Raw genomic sequence first — 18,074 nt, forward strand, 5'->3', positions numbered from 1 at the left:
GCACCGGTTCGACCGCCTGCGCCCGCCGCCCGACGGCACCGCCGCCGGGACCGCTCCATCCCATCCGTCCGCATTCATCTGTCCGCATTCCATCAAGGGGGAACAGTGACGCGCTGCCACGACGTGCTCGGCATCGGCTTCGGTCCGGCCAACCTGGCACTCGCCATCGCCCTGGAAGAAGAGGGCCACGACCTCGACATACGGTTCCTGGAGGCCCGTCCGGGCCCGTCCTGGCAGAGCGCCATGATGCTCGACGGCTCGGACATCCAGAACCACCCCGTGCGCGACCTGGTGTCCCTGCGCAATCCGCGCAGCCGCTACAGCTTCATCAACTACCTCTTCGAGAACGGGAGGCTGCTCGACCACCTCAACCTCCCGATGGAGTACCCGCTGCGCAAGGAGTACGCGCAGTACGTCACCTGGGCCGCGGGCCACTTCGACCGGCTCGTCGACTACGGCACGCACGTCACCGGCATCTCCCTCGGGCAGGACGCCGACGGCCGGCCGCGCTACACCGTCACCACCTCCGCGGGCGAGACCCTCCAGGCGCGCGTCCTCGTCGTCGGCACCGGCCGCGCCCCGTTCGTCCCCGAGCCGTTCGACACCGTGGACTCCGCGCGGGTCTTCCATCTGACGCGCTACCTGCCGGCCCTGCGGGAGCTGGAGGAGCGGGGCGGGGCGCCGCGCAGGGTGACGGTCGTCGGCGGCAGCCAGTCCGCCGTCGAGCTCACCCTCGACCTCGCCCGGCGCTATCCCGAGGCCGAAGTGACCACACTCGTACGGTCGCTGACGCTCCGTGAGAAGGACACGAGTCCGTTCAGCGAGGAGGGGTACTTCCCCGGGTTCACGGACTACTACTACGGCGCCTCGCGGGAGCGGAAGCAGGCCATCGACCAGTTCATGCGGCTGACGAACTACTCGTCGGCCGACGGCGACGTGCTGCGCGAGCTGTACCGGCTCATCTACGAGCAGCGGCTCGACGGCGAGCAGCGCGTGTTCGTCAGCGGCAGCCGCCAGGTGCGCGCCGTCGAGGCGGGCGAGGACGGCGTGCGGATGACGGTCGACGAGCTGAACACCGGCGCGTCGGAGGAGCACGAGGCCGACTTCGTCGTGCTGGCCACCGGCTTCCGCGACCTCGGTCCCGCCGCCCACCAGGAGCGGGTCCCGGCGCTGATGCGCGGGATCGCCGAGGAGTTCGCGTTCGACGCCCACGGCTATCTGGCCGTGGGCCCGGACTACGAGGTGCGGCCGGTGGCGCCGGACACCCCGGCGCTCTTCCTGAACGGCCTGTGCGAGTCCACCCACGGCATCGGCGACGCCGGGTCCTTCAGCCTGCTGTCGCTGCGGGCCAAGGTCATCGCGGAGAGCCTCCGGAAGCGCCTCCCGTGAGGGAGCCCCCCGGGGCGGCCGGCGCGGGCGCGGCGCGCCGACCGGAGCGGGCGGTCGCGGGCCGGGTGGCCCGGGGCGTCCTCGGTGCCGGGATGCTGGTCATGCCTCCCGTCGTGGGGGCCCTGGCGGGCGGGGACGCGCTCCTCGTCTGGACGGCGCACGTCCTCCTGGGGTGTGCGGTGAGCCTGGTGCTCGCGGCGCTGGTCCGCACCCGGGTCGGCCCGGCCTCCCTGGCGGGGGCCGTCGGGGCCCTGCTGGGCACGTGGGCCGAGCGGGCGGTGGACGGCGTCTTCGCCGTGGCCTTCACCGCCGGGCAGGCGGCCATCGCCTGGTTCGCCGCCACCGCCCTGCTGACGGCCGCCGACGGCGCGCCGCCCGGGGCGGGGACCGGCGGCCTGCCGCTGGCCCTGGGCGTCCTCGTGGTGGCCGGGGCGGCGGCGACCGGCCCGAGGACGCTGCCCGCCGCCGTCCTGCGGTGGCGTCCCTGGGTCACCGGCGTCCTGGCCCTCGCGTGCGCCGTGTGGCTCTGGCCCGGCGACCCGGCGGCGCTCACCGGCAGCGCGCTGGCGCCGTCGGGGCTCACGGAGGGCGGTGCGCTGTGGCTGGCCCTCGCGGCGCTGTTCTTCGCCGGTGTCGGCTGGGAGGTCGTCACCGGCGCGGTCCCCGCGACCGCCGCCGGGGCGGGGCGGACCGCCGTCGGCGTGCTGCTGGGGGCGGCCGTGGTGGCCGCCGCCTATCTGGGCCTCGCGGCGGTCCAGGGGCAGGGGGCCTCAGGAGCGGCGCCCGCGCCGCTGCGCTGGGTGCTCGCCGGGGCGACGGCGGCCGTCCTCACCTCGTACGTCTTCACCAACGTGCGCACCGCCGCCCGGATCGCGGCGCGGCTGTACCCGGGCGGGCGGCGCTCCGCCGAGCGGGGCCCCGCCAGGGCCCTGGTCGTGGCCGTCGGCGCGGCCTGCTGCGCCTTCGCGTGGGCGGGGGCCGGGGGCGGCGGCGTACCCCTGCTGCTGCTCGGGCCGGCCGCGGCGGCGCTCGTCGGGTACTCGCTCGGCGCGGTCGCGGCCGTCCGGCACGGCGGGCCGCTCCTGCGGGGCGCCGGGGTCCTGCTGCTGCTCGTGCTCGCGGGCGTGGCGGTGCTCGGCGTACCGGCGCTGTCCGGTGCGTGAGGCACGGCCCGTGGCCCGTACCCCCTCGTGACTCCTCCCTTCCGTACGGCTCCCTTTCCACCCCCCATCTCCGAGGAGACCCCTCATGAACGCCTCCCCCCTCGAATCCGAGGTCCGCAGCTACAGCCGGAACTGGCCGGTGGTCTTCGACCGGGCCCGGGGCAGCCGTCTGTCCGACCGGGACGGGCGCGCCTATCTGGACTTCTTCGCCGGTGCGAGCGCCCTCAACTACGGGCACAACCACCCGGTGTTGAAGCGGGCGCTGATCGACTACCTGGAGCGGGACGGGATCACGCACAGCCTGGACATGCTGACGGTGGCGAAGGAGGACTTCCTGGCCGAGTTCGCGGCGCGGGTGCTCGGTCCGCGCCGGCTGGACTACCGGGTGCAGTTCCCCGGCCCGACGGGCACCAACAGCGTGGAGGCCGCGCTGAAGCTGGCGCGGAAGGTGACGGGCCGGCACACGGTGGTGGCCTTCACCGGCGGCTTCCACGGGATGTCGCTGGGCTCCCTGGCCGTCACCGGGAACGCGTCCAAGCGGGGCGGCGCGGGGGTGCCGCTGGGGCACACGTGGCGCCTGCCGTACGACGGCTTCGCCGGGGGCGAGCTGTCCGGGCTGAGGCTGCTGGACGCCATGCTCGACGACAGCAGCAGCGGCATGGACCTGCCCGCCGCCGTCATCGTGGAGACGGTGCAGGGCGAGGGCGGCGTGAACCCGGCCGGGCCGGCGTGGCTCGCGGACCTCGCGGAGCTGTGCGAGCGCCGGGGCATCCTCCTGATCGTGGACGACATCCAGATGGGCTGCGGGCGGACCGGGCCGTTCTTCAGCTTCGAGGTCGCCGGGATCACCCCGGACATCGTGTGCCTCTCCAAGTCCCTGAGCGGGTACGGGCTTCCGATGGCGCTGACGCTCTTCCGCACCGAGCTCGACGTGTGGCGGCCGGGCGAGCACAACGGCACGTTCCGCGGCAACAACCCGGCCTTCGTCACGGCGGGCGCGGCGCTGCGGGAGTTCTGGGCGGACAGCGCCCTGGAGAAGCAGACCGAGGCGCGGGGCGCGCTGTTCGACGAGCGCCTCGGCGAACTCGCCTCGCGGCACGCGGCGCACGTGTCCGGCCGGCGCGGGCGGGGCCTGGCGTGGGGCCTGGCCTTCCGGGACGCGCCGGTCGCCCGGCGGGTCGCCGACGCGGCGTTCGCCCGCGGTCTCCTGGTGGAGACCTCGGGCTCCGACGACGAGGTGGTGAAGCTGCTCCCGCCGCTGACCGCCACGGACGACGAGCTGGCCGAGGGCCTCGACATCCTGCGGGAGTCGGTCTCCGCGACCGTGGGCACCTGAGCCGGTACGAGCTCCGCGCGGTCACGCCCGCGCGGTGTCAGGCCGTCGGCAGTGCCGCCTCCTCCTCCGTGCGGGGCGTCGCCTCTCCGTCGGGGCCGCGTTCGGTGAACCAGTGGGTGCGGACGGCGTCCGTGGGCCGCGGGTCGCCGAGCGCGTCGAGGCCCCAGCCGGCCAGCGCCTCGACGACGGGGCGCAGTTCGGCGCCGCGCGGGGTGAGCTGGTAGACGGTCGCGTTGGCGGGGCGCTCCAGGCGGCGGCGCTCGACCAGCTCCTCGCCCTCCAGCTGCTTGAGCCGGCTGGCGAGGATGTCGGTGGAGACGCCCGGGAGGTCGGCGTGGAGGTCGGTGTACCGCCGCGGGCCGTGCAGGAGCTCCCGGACGATCAGCAGACTCCAGCGCTCCCCCACCGCGTCCAGGGCTCGGGCGACGGCGCAGTACTGGTCGTAGCTTCGGCGTGGCATGGTGGCCAGCATAGCCAAAGGGTTGGACTTTCCAAGTAGGTACTTGGTAGAACGAAGCAGCCATGGCGGCGCGGATGACGGTCACGGTCGGGAGGCCGCAGATGAATTTTCGACAGTCCAGCAAGTTGAAGGACGTGTGCTACGAGATCCGTGGCCCGGTCGTCGACCAGGCCAACGCCCTTGAGGAGGCGGGTCACAGCGTCCTGCGGCTGAACACCGGCAACCCGGCGCCGTTCGGCTTCGAGGTGCCGGAGGAGATCCTCCAGGACATCATCCGCAACCTGCCCAACGCGCACGGCTACAGCGACGCCCGGGGCATCCTGCCGGCCCGGCGCGCGGTGATGCAGTACTACCAGCAGCGGGGTGTCGGCGGCGTGACCGTCGACGACGTCTACCTCGGCAACGGCGCCTCCGAGCTGATCCAGATGGCCGTGCAGGCGCTGGTCGACGACGGCGACGAGGTGCTGGTCCCGATGCCCGACTACCCGCTGTGGACGGCCGTGGTGCGGTTCGCCGGCGGCAAGGCCGTGCACTACCTGTGCGACGAGGGGGCGGACTGGTTCCCCGACCTCGACGACATCGCGTCGAAGATCACCGACCGCACCAAGGCCATCGTCGTCATCAACCCCAACAACCCGACGGGCGCGGTCTATTCGAAGGAGCTCCTGGAGGGCATCCTCGAACTCGCCCGCCGCCACGGCCTGATGGTGCTCGCCGACGAGATCTACGACAAGATCCTCTACGACGGCACCGAGCACCACTGCCTCGCCGCGCTCAGCGACGACGTCGTGACCCTCACCTTCAACGGCCTCTCCAAGTCCTACCGGGTGGCCGGGTTCCGCAGCGGCTGGCTGGTCGTCTCCGGGCCGAAGGAGCAGGCCGGGGACTACCTGGAGGGCCTGACCATGCTGGCCGGCATGCGGCTCTGCCCGAACGTGCCCGCCCAGTACGCCGTCCAGGCCGCGCTCGGCGGCCGCCAGTCCATCCACGACCTGACGCTGCCGAACGGCCGCCTCACCGAGCAGCGCGACGTGGCCTGGCGGGCGCTGAACGAGATCCCCGGCGTGAGCTGCGTCAAGCCGAAGGGCGCCCTCTACGCCTTCGCCAGGCTCGACCCGGACGTGCACAAGATCGTCGACGACGAGCGTCTCGTCCTCGACCTCCTCCTGCGCGAGAAGATCCACCTCGTCCAGGGCACCGGCTTCAACTGGCCCCGCCCGGACCACTTCCGCTTCGTCACGCTCCCCCGCGCCGACGACCTGGAGACCGCGATCAACCGCATCGGCCGCTTCCTCTCCACCTACCGCCAGTAGACCGCCGCGGCCGGACCGTTTCCGGCCAATTCCGCCGCCCGGTCCACGAATTGACGCTTCGGCGGACCGTGGACACGGCGGGCGGGCAAGCTAGATCATTCAGTGACCGTTCCTCGCACCCGTCGCACCGTGGTGCACCCCATCGGAGGAGCTCCGTTGAACCGTCAGAGCGAACGCCCGCCCGCCGTGATCGTCATGAGCGACCTGGCGGCCCTGGCCCGCCAGCACCGCCTGATCACCGACATCGCGGAGCGCGGACTGGCGCCGCTGGTCGTCGTCGGCCCCACCACGGACCTGGCCAAGCTGACCGGCCACATCGAGGACCCGGCCCATCCGCTCTCCCGCATCGAGTCCGTCCGGCAGTTCCCGGACGCCGTGATCGCGGGCGTCCTCGCCTCGGTGCAGGACTGGATCGCGGCGTACGACATCCGCGGCGTGATCTGTAGCGGCGAGGTCTTCGTCGACCCCTGCGGCGTCCTCTCCGAGGCGCTCGGCCTCCCGGGGCCCGGCGCCTGGGCGGCCCGGGTCTGCCGCGACAAGGTCATGCAGCGGGTCCTGCTGCGCGACCACGGCCCCGCCTGGCGCGCCTTCGCCCCCCACGAGCGGGACTCCGCCGACTCCGACACGTACCCCGCCGTCGTCAAGCCGGCCGGCCGCATGTTCAGTTCCGGCGTCGTCCGCGTCGAGAACGACGAGGAGCTGCGCGCCGCGCTCACCGCCTACGAGCCGGACGAGACGATCCTGGTCGAGGAGCTCGTCACCGGCCCCGAGTTCTCGGTCGAGGCGCTCGTCCACCGGGGCGAGCTGGTGTGGAGCGGCGTCACCGCCAAGCTCACCAACGAGGACAGCAGCCGCTTCTTCACCGAGATCGGCCACACCAGCCCCGCCGACGTGCCGCTCGCCCACACGGACGCCCTGGTCGCGGCCAACGCCGCGATCCTCAAGGCCCTGCGCTTCGACAGCGGCATCACCCACGCCGAGTTCCGCCTGCGCGACGGCCAGCCCGTCCTCATGGAGATAGCCGCCCGCCTCCCCGGCGACGCCATCACCATGATGTGGCACCTCGCCACCGGCCTGCCCATCGAGCCGGCCATCGTCGACCTCGCCCTCGGCGTGCGCCCCGACTACCCGGCGCCCACCCGCCGGGCCGTGCAGCGCTTCGTGGAGCACCGCCCCGGGCGCCTCACGGACGTCCGCTACGAGGGCGAGCCGGTCTCCTGGATCGCCGACGACGCCTTCTGGCCCACCGTCGAGGCCACCACCCCCGACGCCCCGGCCCGCTGCGCCTCCGTGATGGTCGGGCTGCCCCGGGGCTCGCGCCTGGGCACCCTCAACGACTCCTCGGGCCGCTCGGCGTACGTCGTCGCCGACCTCCCGTGGGACGCCGACCCCGACACCGAGGTCCGGGCGTACACGGACCGCGTCGAGCTGACCATCGAGGCGGACCCGGCCTGACCCCCGCCCACCGGGGCCCGTACAGCGCACCGGCCCGGCGCGCCGTCCTGAGGACGGTGCGCCGGGCCGGTGGTGTGACGGGGAGGGGAAAGCCGGGAGGTCAGGCGGCGGGCTGCTGCTGGGTCACGCAGTGGATGCCGCCGCCGCCCGTGCCGAGGCGGTCGATGTTCAGCTGCTCGATCACCCGGTCCGGGTAGAGCCGGGCCAGGGTGGCCCGGGCCGCCTCGTCGGCGCGGGTGTCGCCGAAGTGGGCGCTGATGACGGCGTCGTTGCAGAGGTAGTAGTTGGCGTAGGAGGCGAGGAAGTTCCGGTTGGTGGAGCGGATCTTGTTGTAGTCGGGGCCCTGGAGCTGCGAGACGTCCATCGGGCGGCCCGTGGCGGTCGTCGCGGCGGACAGCACGGCGTACTGCTTGCGGGCGTCGCGGGCGTAGACGTCGTTGTCCGAGGACAGCGGCATCTGGACGAGGGCCTCGCCGTGGGCGAGGAAGCGGGACGTGGCGTCGACGTGGTCGTCGGTGATGTCCTGGCCGTAGACGCCGTCGAACCAGATGACCTTGGACGCGCCGTAGGCGTCGCACATCGCGGTCTCCAGCTGCCGCTCCGACATCCCGGGGTTGCGGTTGCGGTTCACCAGGCTGCTGCGGGTGGCCATGAGGGTGCCGGCGCCGTCCTGCTCGATGGCGCCGCCCTCGCCGACCAGGTCGGCGTAGGTGATCGGGACGCCGGTGTACGCGGCGATCCGCTCGGCGACCCGGGCGTCCTTGGCGTGCGCCTGCTTGTTGCCCCAGCCGTTGAAGTTGAGGCCGACGGCGTCGAGGCCGCCGGCGCCGTCCGTGCGGAAGACGGGTCCCGAGTCCCGCATCCAGCAGTCGTCGACCGGGATGGAGCTGATCACGGTCACCGTGGAGCCGCACATCGTGCGGGCCTTGGCGGCGCTGCCGGAGTTGGCGCACAGGACGACCGGCTCGTACTTGGCGATCGTCCGGGCGATCAGGGCGATGTCCGCCTGGACGCCGCTCAGCTTGCTGCCCCAGATGGAGGTGCTGTCCGGCCAGGCCATCCACGTACGGGTGTGCCGGACGTCCTCCAGCGGGACGCGGAACGCGCCGGCGGCGCGCGCCCTGCCCTGCGTGGTCGTGGTGGCGAGGACGGCGCCGGCGGCGGTGGCTCCGGCGGCGACGAGGAAGCCTCGCCGGTTCATGCCTCGGATCATTCATGCCTCCTGTGTGGGGGTTGCCTGCGGGGACGACAGCTCCTGGCGGGCCGCCGCGATCCGGTCCGGGTTCCAGCCCGGACGCGGGACCGAGTCCAGGAGCAGCCGGGTGTAGGGGTGGTGCGGCGCGGCGAGCACCTCCGCGGTGGCGCCCGCCTCGACGACGCGGCCGTGGCGCATGACGAGGACCTCGTCGGTGACGCACCGGACCACGCCGAGGTCGTGGGTGATGAACAGGTAGCCGATCGGGGTCTGTTCGCGGATGTCGGCGAGCAGGTTGAGGATCTGGGCCTGGACGGAGACGTCGAGGGCGGCGACGGCCTCGTCCAGGACGAGCACGGCCGGTTCGACGGCGAGGGCGCGGGCGATGGCGACCCGCTGACGCTGACCGCCGGAGAGGCTCCGGGGCAGGGCGTCGGCGGCGCGGGTGCCGAGGCCGACCTGGTCGAGGAGTTCGCGGACGCGGGGCTCGGGGTCCCGGTCGGGGAAGTGCAGGCGCAGCGTCTCGCGCAGCACGCGGTCGACGGTGGTCCTGGGGTCCAGGGACAGGTAGGGGTCCTGGAAGACCATCTGCACCTCGCGGGCCCTGGCGAGGCGCCGCTGCCGGCCGCGGACCCGGGCGGGCCGTTCGCGGCCCCGGAGCCGTACCTCCCCCTCGTCGGCCGTCTCCAGGCCGACGACGATGCGGGCGGTGGTGGTCTTGCCGGAGCCGGAGCCGCCGACGATGCCGAGCGAGCCGCCCTCGGGCAGGGTGAAGGAGACGTCGTCCACGGCGCGTACGGCGCCGAAGGCGCGGCTCAGGCCGGTGACGCGCAGCAGGGGTTCAGGCATCGAGGACCGCTCCTTGGTCGGCGAGCCGGTCGCTGTGGTGGCAGGCGGCGTGGTGGTCGGGCCGGCCGGGGGCCGGGTGCGCGGCCGGGGCCGTCTCCCGGCAGGTGTCGGTCGCGAGCGGGCAGCGGGCGGCGAAGGCGCAGCCGGTGAGCGGGGTGCGCGGGTCCGGCGGCTGCCCGGGGATGGCGGAGAGCCTGCCGCCGGGGGCGGTGTGGCGGGGGGTGGAGGCGAGCAGGGCGGTGGTGTACGGGTGCCGGGGCCGCGTGAACAGGACGTCGGCGGGGCCGGATTCGACGATCCGTCCGGCGTACATGACGTGGACGCGGTCGCTGATGGCCGCCGCGAGGTCGAGGTCGTGGGTGACGAAGAGGAGTCCGGTGCGGAAGCGCTCCCGGAGCCGGGCGAGCAGGGCGATCACCTCGGCCTGGGTGATGACGTCGAGCGCGGTGGTGGGTTCGTCGGCGAGGAGGAGGACGGGGTCGCCCATCAGGGCGGCGGCGATGACGACGCGTTGCAGCATGCCGCCCGACACCTGTCCGGGGTACTTGCCGAGGGCGGTGTCGTCGAGGCCGACGGCGCGCAGCAGTTCGCAGGCGCGGGCGGTCGCGGCGGCGGCGTCCAGGGTGCCGGAGGCGCGGACGCCCTCGGTGAGGAAGTCCCCGATGCGGCGCAGCGGGTTGAGGGTGGCGCGGGGGTCCTGGAAGACCATGGCGACGCTGCCGGTGCGCAGGGCGCGCAGCCGGTCCGGCGGGGCGGTGAGGAGGTCCTCGCCCTCGACGAGGACGGTTCCCTCGGTGACGGCTCCGGCGGGCAGCAGGCCCAGCGCGCTGCGGGAGGTGAGGGACTTGCCGGAGCCGGACTCGCCGACGAGGGCGACGGTCTCGCCGGGGGCGACGGTGAGGTCGACGCCGTCGAGGACGGGGCGGGCGGCGCCGGGGAGGGTCAGTCGCAGCCCTCGTATCTCCAGGGCGGGTGGGGTGGTCATCGGTCTCTCCTGGCGACACGGTCGGCCCAGCGCTCGCCGGCCACGTTGAAGGCGACGACGGTGAGGACGACGAGGACGCACGGCAGGACCGCGGAGAGCGGGTAGCCGTGCTGGACGGCGGTCTGCCCGTCGAAGACCATCCGTCCCCAGTCGGGCGTGAGCGGCGGCACGCCGAGGCCGAGGAAGGAGAGTCCGGCGAGGTCCATGAGGGCGTAGCCGAAGTTGATGGTGGACTGGGCGAGGACGACGGGCGCGATGTTGGGCAGGACGTGGCGGAGGCAGATCTGGAGGGCGGAGTGCCCCTGGACCTGGTAGGCGCTGACGTACGGGCGGGCGCGTTCGGCGAGGACGAGGGTGCGGGTGAGCCGGCTGACGTACGGCAGGTAGGCGACGCCGAGGGCGACGACGGGCGCGAGCAGGCCCTCTCCGTAGATCGAGACGACGAGGATCGCGAGGAGCATGCCGGGGAAGGCGAAGACGAGCTCGGTGGAGCGGGAGATCAGGGTGTCGAGGCGGCCTCCGCGCCAGGCGGCGGCGGTGCCGGCGGCGACGCCGAGGAGGGTGGAGAGGGCGACGACGCCGAGCGGGCCGAGGAGGGAGGTACGGGCTCCGTGGAGCAGCCGGGAGAGGGTGTCGCGGCCGGCGGTGTCGGCGCCGAGGAGGTGGTCGGCGGAGGGGCCGGCGAGCGCGGCCCCGAGGTCGACGGCGTTGGGGTCGTGCGGGGCGAGCCAGGGCGCGAACAGCGCGGCGAGGACGACGAGTCCGGCGAAGCCGAGCGCGGCGATGTGGAGGGGTGAACGGCCGCCGCGGGCGGCGACCTTGGCGAGTCCTGGGCGCCGGGTGAGGACGAGGGTCATGCGGCGGCCCCTCTCGTGCCGAGCGTGATGCGGGGGTCCACCAGGGGCAGCAGCAGGTCGACGACGAGGTTCACCGTCATGAACAGGGCCACGATGATCAGGGAGACGGCCTGGACGGTCGGGAAGTCCTTGGTGGTGGTGGCCAGTTCGAGGAGCTGGCCGATGCCGCCGATGCTGAAGGCGGTCTCGACGAGGATCGTGCAGACCAGCAGGGTGGCGACGATCAGGCCGCCGGTGGTGAGGACGGTGCCGAGCGAGTTGCGCAGCACGTGGCGGCGGATCACGAGGCGTTCGGGGACGCCCCGGCCGCGGGCCACGGTGACGTGCTCGCTGCCGAGGGCTTCGAGCATCGCGGTCCTGGTGACCCGGGCGAGCATGCCGATCAGGTAGAGCGCCAGGGCGACGGCGGGCAGGGTGAGGTGCCAGATCCGGTCGAGGAGGCCGTCGCCGGCGCCGCTGCTGGGGAACCAGCCGAGCCGGACGGCGAAGAGTCCCTGGAGGAGGACGGCCGCGACGAAGGACGGGGTGCCGACGGCGAGGGTGGTGGCGACGAGGACGGCGGCGTCGGTCCGGCCGCCGCGCACGGCGGCGATCCGGCCGAGGAGGAGCCCGACGACGACGACGATCGCCAGCGCCATGGTGACGAGGAGCAGGGTGGTGGGCAGCCGGTCGGCGAGCAGCCGCGAGACGTCGGTGCGGTAGGTGAGCGAGCGCCCGAAGTCGCCCTGCACCATGTCGCCGAGCCAGTGGAGGTAGCGCACGGCGAACGGGTCGTCGAGGTGGTAGCGGGCGTTGACGGCGGCCAGCGCCTCGGGCGAGGCGGAGCGGCCGTTGAGGAGGAAGCTCGCCGGGCTGCCGGGGGCGAGGTAGAGGGCGCCGAAGACGGCGAAGGAGGCGATGAGGAGGGTGACCGCCATCTCGGCGACCCGCCGCGCCGTGAACCTCAGGAAGGCGGCGGTGTTCACGGGGCGGCTCCCGCGGCGGCGGCGCCGATGTCGGCGGCCCACGGGTAGTACATGTACGAGATGGTGGTCGGGGCGCCGGTGATCCGCTGGTTGAGGAAGACGGCGGTCGGCCACTCCGCGACCGGGATCCAGGGGAGCTGTTCGGCGGTCCGCTTCTGGAGCTCGGCCTCGATGAGCAGGCGCCGGTCCTTGTCGTAGGTGGCGGTGGCCTGTTCCACGAGGGCGTCGTAGCGCTGGTCGCTGAACCCGGCGAAGTTGAGGTAGGCGCCGGTCCTGAAGTTGACCAGCAGGTCGAGCGGGTCGGTGATGGAGTCGTAGTAGGTGAGCGGGAAGGCGTCGATGCCCTCGCGTGCCTCGGGGTCGGTGAAGAGGGCGGTGAAGGCGTTGGGGGCGACGGACTTGAGCTCGACCCGCAGGCCGATCTCGCTGCCGGCGGCCTGGACGATGGTGGCGAGGAGGGAGACGTCCTGGCCGATGGAGCTGGTGGCGACGGTCAGGGTCTTGCCGGTGGCGCCGGCCTCCTTGACGAGCGCGCGCGCCTTCTCGATGTCCCGGCCGGTGGGCGGCAGTCCGCCGAAGGCGGCCTCGCGGACGGCGGGCGAGGCTCCCGCCCAGGCGGCGCGCGTGGTGAGGGAGGTGGTGGCGGTACCGGCTCCGCCGAGGCCGGCCTGCACGAAGCCCGCGCGGTCCAGGGCGAGGGAGAGCGCCCGGCGGACCCGGACGTCGCCGAGCGGGCCCTTCATGTTGGTGATGCCGAGGTTGACGGTGCTGAGGCCCTCGCCGAAGTAGAGGGTGCCGACGCCGCTGGTCTTGAGGCGGGCGTAGCTCTCGGTCGGGATGAGGTAGCCGCCGTCGGCCTCGCCGCTGAGCAGGGCGTTGGTGCGGGCGGACGAGTCGGTGAGGAAGCGGAAGACGACCTTGCCGGCCTTGGCGCGGGTGCCGTGGTAGCCGTCGAAGCGGCGCAGTTCGAGCGACTGCCCCTTCTGCCAGTCGCCGAGGGTGAAGGGGCCGGTGCAGGCGAGGCCGCCGGAGGTGCCGTAGTCGGCGCCCGCGGCGAGGACCCCGGCCTTGGAGGCGACGACTCCGGCCGCGGTCGCCATGTACTGCGGGAACTGCGAGTCGGCCTTCTTCAGCTTGACGGTGACCTGGAGGGGGCCGGTGGCACGGATGCTCGCGACGTTCTGGAAGTTCTGCGCCCAGGCGGCGGCGTTCGCCGGGTCCCGCTGCCGGCCGAGGCTGAAGACGACGTCGTCGGCGGTCATCGTCCGCCCGTCGTGGAAGCGCACCCCGCGCCGGAGGTCGTAGACCCAGGTGAGCGGGTCGGGGTTGGTCGCCTTCTCGGCGAGCCCGGGTTCGAGGGTGAGCCCGGGGGTCCACCGCATCAGGCTCTCGCAGACGTTGGAGAGGATCGTGTTCTGCGGGTAGTCGAACGCCGTCGTGTAGTCGAGCGTGGGCGGTTCCGCGTAGACGGCCCAGGTGAAGGAGTCGATCTCCCCCGCGGGCTTCGGCGTACCGGCGGAGAGCGCGTACGAGCCTCCGGCTCCGCCTCCCCCGCTCCCGGGCGGGCCGGCGCAGGCCGGGACGGCGGCGAGGAGGGCGGCCGCGACGAGGGCCGCGAGCGCGGTCCTGACCGGGCGGCGTCTCCGGACGCGGGGCGGGGGTGCAGCGGTGCTCATCGTCGCGCTCTCTTTCGGTACGGCGGGGGAGGGTGTGCGGGAGGGGGGTCCCGCGGGGTCACGCGCCGGGGCGCGCCGCCGGGATCTGCTGGGTGATGCAGTGGACACCGCCGCCGCCCCACGCGATGACCGGCGCCGGTACGCCGACGACCTTGCGGTCCGGGTACGCGGCGGCGATCACCTCCATGGCGGCCAGGTCCTGCGCCGCGCCGGCCACGGGGACGACGACGCCGCCGTTGGCCACGTAGTAGTTGAGGTACGAGACCTCGACGCGGACGCCGGCGACCTCGGCGAAGGCGGTCTGCGGGACGTCGACGATCTCCAGGGACCGGCCGCGCGCGTCGGTCGACGCCTCCAGGACGGCGCGGTTGGCGCGCATCCGGGCGTGGTCCGGGTGGGCGGGGTCGTCGGGCAGCGAGACGACGACCTTGCCGGGGGCGGCGAAGGCGCAGACGCCGTCGACGTGGCCGTCGGTCTCCGTGTCGAGCAGCCCGCCGTACGGGAGCCAGATGACCTTCTCGACGCCGAGCCGGGTCTTGAGCTCGGTCTCGATCTCCTCGCGGCTCATGTCCGGGTTGCGGTTGGGGTGGAGGAGGCACTGCTCGGTGGTGATGAGGGTGCCCTCGCCGTCGACGGTGATGGCCCCGCCTTCGAGGATCATCCCGGAGGCGATCCGGTCGACGCCGAGCCGCTCCAGGAGCAGGGCGCTGATCCGGTCGTCGGAGTCGTACGGGTGGTGCTTGCGTCCCCACGCGTTGAAGCGGAAGTCGACGCCCGCCCGGTTCCCGTCGCCGTCCAGCACGAACAGGGGCGCCGAGTCGCGGAACCAGGAGTCGTCGAGGGGCAGTTCGACGACGTTCACGTCGTCGCCGCAGTGAGCGCGGGCGTCGTCGCCGGAGCCGGGCGGGGCGACCATCGTGACGGGCTCGAAGCGTGCGATGGCGCGGGCGACCTCGGCGTACTCCTCCTGCACGGCGGAGAGGACGCCGTCCCACAGCTCGGTGCGGGTGGGCCAGGCCATCAGACAGCCCTCGTGCTCGGCCCACTCGGCGGGCATACGGAAACCGGTCATCGGGGTCTCTTTTCCTAGGTCTTGACTGAATATTCAGTCAAAGAGAGAGGGGTACACAGAGAGGGGGGTGATTCAGGGGACGGAGTCAAGGCTCGCGCGGCGCGGCCCGGCGGCTCCAGGTGACCTGGCGGGGTGGCCCTGCGGTGACCACACTGTGGCACTGACTGAAATTTCAGTCAATACTTTGGATAAGGCAGTGTGCGCGGCTGCGCACAGGTCCTTCCGGAGCGGTCCGCGTGCCTACGGCTGCCGCAGTCGCGCGAGCTCCACGTCGATCGCCTCGGCCATGAGCGCGCGGGCGTGGCCGATGGCGAGACCGCCGCTCAGCCAGCGCATGCTCAGGCCCTCAAGGAGTGCCGTGAGCCGCTCGGCCGCCGCCGCGAGCGTGGCCGCGGGCGCCAGCGGGTGCACCTGCCCCAGCAGGGCGGCCACCTCCTGGACCCACACCAGGGTCGCCCGGGCGAGGTCCTCGCGCAGGATGGGGTCGAAGACGGCGCTGGCCCGCAGCTCGCCCCAGGCGGTGCTGTTCTCCCGCACCTCAGGGGTGTCCTGGAGCTCCAGGAGCAGCACCTGGTCGAGCTCCTCGCGGGGCGTCGGCGGCTCCGCGTCCTCGTCCTGGGCCGTGGTGTACCGCTCGGCGCGGTCGTTGATGTACTCCAGCGTGCGGCGCAGGACTCCCGTGCGGTCCTTGAAGTGGTAGTAGATCAGGCCGGTCGAGACCCCGGCCTCCTCCGCCAGTTCCTCCACGCGAAGACCGCGGACCCCGCGCCGGGCGATGACCCGGGCGGCCGCTTCGAGGATCTGAGTACTGCGAGACGCCATGTCACGAACCCTATCGGGACGCCCGCGTGCCGTGTCCGCCGCCGTCGCCTTCCCCGGCGCGGGCGTCCCCGCGGTCCTCATCCGCTCTTCTCGTACTGGGTCGCCGCGACCGTCACGGGCCCGTCGCCGGGCGCCGCCTCGATCAGCCGGACGACGGCGAGCCGACCGCCGTCGGGGCTCCGCAGACAGAACGGCCGCTCGTCGGCGAGTTCCGCGAAGGACAGGTCCGTCACCGGCTCCGTGTCCAGCCCCCGCTCGCACTCGGACCTTCCGAGCTCGTAGCCGGGGGCGACGAAGGCATCGACGTCCGCGGGCACGACGAAGGCGTCCCGCTCGCGGGCCAGGTACCAGGACGCGGTGTCGGCCGGCACGACCTTCCCGGTGTCCAGGTCGAACTCGTAGCCGTCGTCGGGCGCGGTCAGCTCGACGTCCGCGTAGCCCCCCGGCCGGGCACCGGACGGTTCGGCGCCGCCGGGCCGGTAGAGCACCGCCGCCGCCAGGGCGAGACCGGTGAGAAGAACGGCCGCCCCCGCTATCAGGGCCGTACGGATACGTCGCCGGGGTCTGCCACGGCGGTCGCGTCGGCCCCGGCCCCCTTCCGTCCCCCCTTCCCTCCCTCCTTCCGTGCCCCCTCCCTGACTCTCGACCGCTCCACCCCGTCCGCCCGGCGTCGTGGCCGCCGCCCGGTCCTCCGGGGTGGCCGTCCGGGTGGGGTGGTCGTGCGGCGAGGGGGTGTCGAGGTGGGTCGGCTCGGGGGTGGGCGCCGGGTGCCCGGCGCGGCGTACGACCTCCCGGCCGACGGCGCCGGGCAGCCAGTCGGCGTCGAACTCGGGGGCGGGCCCCACGGCCGGGTGGGCGCGCACGGCGGCGATCAGGTCGGCCGGGGCGGGGCGCCGCTCCGGCGCCTTGGCCAGGCAGTGCCCGATCAGTTCCCGCAGTTCGGCGGGGACGCGGGAGACGTCGGCGGGCTCGTGGACCACGCGGTACAGCACGCCGGACTCGGGTCCCGCCCCGAAGGGCAGGGCGCCGCCGGCCACGTACGCGGCGAGGGCGCCGAGGGCGAAGACGTCGGCCGCGGGCGTCACGGGGTGCCCGAGCGCCTGCTCGGGTGCCATGTAGGCGGCGGTGCCGATCCGGAGGCCGGTGCCGGTGAGCCCGCTCGCGTCGGCGGCGCGCGCGATGCCGAAGTCGATGACGCGCGGGCCGTCCTCGGCGACGAGGACGTTCGCGGGCTTGAGGTCCCGGTGGATCACGCCGGCCCGGTGGATGGCCTGGAGGGCCTCCGCGATCCCGGCGATCAGGAGCAGGACCGTGCGCGGGGGCAGCGGGCCGTGGCGCTCGACCACCTGCTGGAGCGAGGGGCCCGCCACGTACGCGGTCGCGAGCCAGGGGACCGGGTCCTCCGGTCCCGCGTCCACCACCTGCGCGGTGAACAGGCCGTGGATGCGGCGGGCGCTGGCGACCTCCTGCGCGAACCGGCGGCGGAACTCCGGATCGGCGGCGAAGTCCTCGCGGACGGCCTTGACGGCCAGGGGCCGGCCGCCGGGGGTGCGGGCGAGATAGACGACGCCCATGCCGCCGGCGCCGAGCCGGGCCTGGATCCGGTAGCCGCCGATCTCGTACGGGTCGCCGGGCGCGGGCGCCGCGTGGGCCGGCGGGGTCGCTGGTGACGGAGTGGAGGACATGGGCGGCTCTTTCGGCGGTGCGGAACGGCCGGGCGGGCGTACCCCGGGCGGACCCGGCGCCGGTGACGGCCGACGGGCGCGGTCACGCCCGGCCCGATCGTGCCCGTTGACTAAAGTTTCAGTCAACACGAGAACGGACACATGCGCGGACCCGTTCATGGACCGATCGCTGATCAGCAGGGAGCACAGGGAGTGAAGGACAGGAAGACGGCGATCCTCGGAGCCGCCGCCCGGTCGATGGCGCGCCATGGGGTGCGCGGACTGCGGGTGGAGGAGGTGGCCGCGGGGGCGGGCGTCTCGACGGCGCTCGTCTACTACCACTTCGGCGACCGCACGGGCCTGCTCCGGCACACGCTGGCCTTCGTCGGGGAGCGCGCGGAGCGGTACACCCGCCCCGGGGTGCCCGCGCCCCGGCTCCCGCAGGACGCGCTGCGGGAGCTGGAGGGCAGGCTGGCGCGGGAGTTCCAGGACGTCCCCGAGGTCCGGGAGAACAGCACGGCGTGGGCCGAGCTGCGCGCCGGCGCGGTCTTCGAGCCGGAGCTGCGGGAGGAGCTGGCGCGGGCGGGCCGGGACCGGGTCGGGGAGATCGCGGGCCTGCTGGCCCTGATCGACGCGGCGGCCCCGGACCGGGCGCGGGTCGCCGCGGCCGAGCGCCTCGCCGTCCTGCTGGAGGGCCTGAGCACCCGGTGGCTGACCGGACTGCTGCCGGCCGGTCACGCCGCCGAACTGATGCGGGGCGCGGTGGCGGCGGAGGTGCAGGGGCTGCGGCGGCCCGAGGCGGTCGCTATTTGACTGAAAATTCAGTCAGGTGCCAGAGTGGGGGCACGGCCCACCCCCACGCACGCCCGGTCG

15 protein-coding genes and 1 pseudogene are annotated in these 18,074 nt (G+C 73.8%); 6 read left to right on the top strand and 10 right to left on the bottom strand.

Annotated features, from left to right (window positions below):
• The first annotated feature begins 105 nt into the window (after positions 1-105).
• The 3 genes from ACFXMG_RS28925 (at position 106) to ectB (ending at position 3,888) form a co-directional block, all read left to right on the top strand.
• The gene (locus ACFXMG_RS28925; protein WP_383824914.1) at positions 106-1,389 is read left to right on the top strand and encodes a lysine N(6)-hydroxylase/L-ornithine N(5)-oxygenase family protein; all 1,284 of its coding nucleotides are present in this window, start codon (positions 106-108) and stop codon (positions 1,387-1,389) included.
• Positions 1,386-2,552: an amino acid:polyamine antiporter gene (locus ACFXMG_RS28930; RefSeq protein ID WP_383824917.1), complete on the top strand. Its 1,167-nt coding sequence runs from the start codon at positions 1,386-1,388 to the stop codon at positions 2,550-2,552. The genes ACFXMG_RS28925 and ACFXMG_RS28930 overlap by 4 nt, the downstream gene beginning before the upstream one ends.
• 85 nt (positions 2,553-2,637) lie before the next feature.
• A complete protein-coding gene (gene ectB, locus ACFXMG_RS28935; RefSeq protein ID WP_383824921.1) occupies positions 2,638-3,888 on the top strand; it encodes a diaminobutyrate--2-oxoglutarate transaminase in 1,251 nt (416 codons plus the stop codon).
• A 106-nt stretch (positions 3,889-3,994) separates the two neighbouring features.
• Here ectB and ACFXMG_RS28940 read toward each other — a convergent pair.
• Positions 3,995-4,348 (bottom strand): annotated as a pseudogene (locus ACFXMG_RS28940) (winged helix-turn-helix transcriptional regulator); the annotation flags it as partial.
• Positions 4,349-4,449: 101 nt separating this feature from the next.
• On the opposite strand from ACFXMG_RS28940, the gene ACFXMG_RS28945 reads away from it, so the two are divergent.
• Together ACFXMG_RS28945 and ACFXMG_RS28950 are read left to right on the top strand one after the other, a co-directional pair.
• Positions 4,450-5,661: a pyridoxal phosphate-dependent aminotransferase gene (locus ACFXMG_RS28945; RefSeq protein ID WP_383824923.1), complete on the top strand. Its 1,212-nt coding sequence runs from the start codon at positions 4,450-4,452 to the stop codon at positions 5,659-5,661.
• A 156-nt stretch (positions 5,662-5,817) separates the two neighbouring features.
• Complete coding sequence (locus ACFXMG_RS28950) at positions 5,818-7,116, top strand: acetyl-CoA carboxylase biotin carboxylase subunit family protein (RefSeq protein WP_383824926.1); 1,299 nt, start codon at positions 5,818-5,820, stop codon at positions 7,114-7,116.
• A gap of 100 nt (positions 7,117-7,216) precedes the next feature.
• Here ACFXMG_RS28950 and ACFXMG_RS28955 read toward each other — a convergent pair whose 3' ends face one another.
• The 9 genes from ACFXMG_RS28955 to ACFXMG_RS28995 form a co-directional block, all read right to left on the bottom strand.
• The gene (locus ACFXMG_RS28955) at positions 7,217-8,317 is read right to left on the bottom strand and encodes an agmatine/peptidylarginine deiminase (protein WP_383816744.1); all 1,101 of its coding nucleotides are present in this window, start codon (positions 8,315-8,317) and stop codon (positions 7,217-7,219) included.
• A 12-nt stretch (positions 8,318-8,329) separates the two neighbouring features.
• Positions 8,330-9,160 carry an ABC transporter ATP-binding protein gene (locus tag ACFXMG_RS28960; protein ID WP_383816741.1) on the bottom strand — a complete coding sequence of 277 codons (831 nt, stop codon included), beginning with the start codon at positions 9,158-9,160 and terminating at the stop codon, positions 8,330-8,332.
• Positions 9,153-10,145, bottom strand: a complete 993-nt coding sequence (locus ACFXMG_RS28965) for an ABC transporter ATP-binding protein (protein ID WP_383816739.1) — start codon at positions 10,143-10,145, stop codon at positions 9,153-9,155. The genes ACFXMG_RS28960 and ACFXMG_RS28965 overlap by 8 nt, the downstream gene beginning before the upstream one ends.
• Complete coding sequence (locus ACFXMG_RS28970) at positions 10,142-11,002, bottom strand: ABC transporter permease (protein WP_383816736.1); 861 nt, start codon at positions 11,000-11,002, stop codon at positions 10,142-10,144. Before ACFXMG_RS28970 ends, ACFXMG_RS28965 begins: the two co-directional genes overlap by 4 nt.
• Positions 10,999-11,967, bottom strand: a complete 969-nt coding sequence (locus ACFXMG_RS28975; protein WP_383816733.1) for an ABC transporter permease — start codon at positions 11,965-11,967, stop codon at positions 10,999-11,001. The genes ACFXMG_RS28970 and ACFXMG_RS28975 overlap by 4 nt, the downstream gene beginning before the upstream one ends.
• Positions 11,964-13,643 (bottom strand): ABC transporter substrate-binding protein, encoded by a 1,680-nt coding sequence (locus ACFXMG_RS28980; protein WP_383816730.1) that lies wholly within the window; start codon positions 13,641-13,643, stop codon positions 11,964-11,966. Before ACFXMG_RS28980 ends, ACFXMG_RS28975 begins: the two co-directional genes overlap by 4 nt.
• Positions 13,644-13,701: 58 nt before the next feature.
• On the bottom strand, positions 13,702-14,715 hold the full coding sequence (locus ACFXMG_RS28985) for an agmatine/peptidylarginine deiminase (RefSeq protein ID WP_383816727.1): 1,014 nt from the start codon (positions 14,713-14,715) through the stop codon (positions 13,702-13,704).
• A gap of 240 nt (positions 14,716-14,955) precedes the next feature.
• Complete coding sequence (locus ACFXMG_RS28990) at positions 14,956-15,537, bottom strand: TetR/AcrR family transcriptional regulator (RefSeq protein ID WP_383816725.1); 582 nt, start codon at positions 15,535-15,537, stop codon at positions 14,956-14,958.
• 77 nt (positions 15,538-15,614) lie between these two features.
• On the bottom strand, positions 15,615-17,222 hold the full coding sequence (locus ACFXMG_RS28995; protein WP_383816722.1) for a serine/threonine-protein kinase: 1,608 nt from the start codon (positions 17,220-17,222) through the stop codon (positions 15,615-15,617).
• A 192-nt stretch (positions 17,223-17,414) separates the two neighbouring features.
• Between ACFXMG_RS28995 and ACFXMG_RS29000 the strand changes: the two genes are divergently transcribed.
• Positions 17,415-18,014 carry a TetR/AcrR family transcriptional regulator gene (locus tag ACFXMG_RS29000; RefSeq protein ID WP_383816719.1) on the top strand — a complete coding sequence of 200 codons (600 nt, stop codon included), beginning with the start codon at positions 17,415-17,417 and terminating at the stop codon, positions 18,012-18,014.
• The last annotated feature ends 60 nt before the right edge of the window (positions 18,015-18,074 follow it).

The sequence above is a fragment of the Streptomyces sp. NPDC059201 genome (assembly GCF_042754585.1).
In the GTDB taxonomy this organism is placed as follows: domain Bacteria; phylum Actinomycetota; class Actinomycetes; order Streptomycetales; family Streptomycetaceae; genus Streptomyces.

Excerpts from the sequence above, each read along its gene's own strand:
- ectB (WP_383824921.1), top strand. The coding sequence starts at position 2,638 with ATGAACGCCTCCCCCCTCGAATCCGAGGTCCGCAGCTACAGCCGGAAC.
- ACFXMG_RS28945 (WP_383824923.1), top strand. The coding sequence starts at position 4,450 with ATGAATTTTCGACAGTCCAGCAAGTTGAAGGACGTGTGCTACGAGATC.
- ACFXMG_RS28955 (WP_383816744.1), bottom strand. The coding sequence starts at position 8,317 with ATGAACCGGCGAGGCTTCCTCGTCGCCGCCGGAGCCACCGCCGCCGGC.
- ACFXMG_RS28960 (WP_383816741.1), bottom strand. The coding sequence starts at position 9,160 with ATGCCTGAACCCCTGCTGCGCGTCACCGGCCTGAGCCGCGCCTTCGGC.
- ACFXMG_RS28965 (WP_383816739.1), bottom strand. The coding sequence starts at position 10,145 with ATGACCACCCCACCCGCCCTGGAGATACGAGGGCTGCGACTGACCCTC.
- ACFXMG_RS28970 (WP_383816736.1), bottom strand. The coding sequence starts at position 11,002 with ATGACCCTCGTCCTCACCCGGCGCCCAGGACTCGCCAAGGTCGCCGCC.
- ACFXMG_RS28980 (WP_383816730.1), bottom strand. The coding sequence starts at position 13,643 with ATGAGCACCGCTGCACCCCCGCCCCGCGTCCGGAGACGCCGCCCGGTC.
- ACFXMG_RS28985 (WP_383816727.1), bottom strand. The coding sequence starts at position 14,715 with ATGACCGGTTTCCGTATGCCCGCCGAGTGGGCCGAGCACGAGGGCTGT.
- ACFXMG_RS28990 (WP_383816725.1), bottom strand. The coding sequence starts at position 15,537 with ATGGCGTCTCGCAGTACTCAGATCCTCGAAGCGGCCGCCCGGGTCATC.
- ACFXMG_RS28995 (WP_383816722.1), bottom strand. The coding sequence starts at position 17,222 with ATGTCCTCCACTCCGTCACCAGCGACCCCGCCGGCCCACGCGGCGCCC.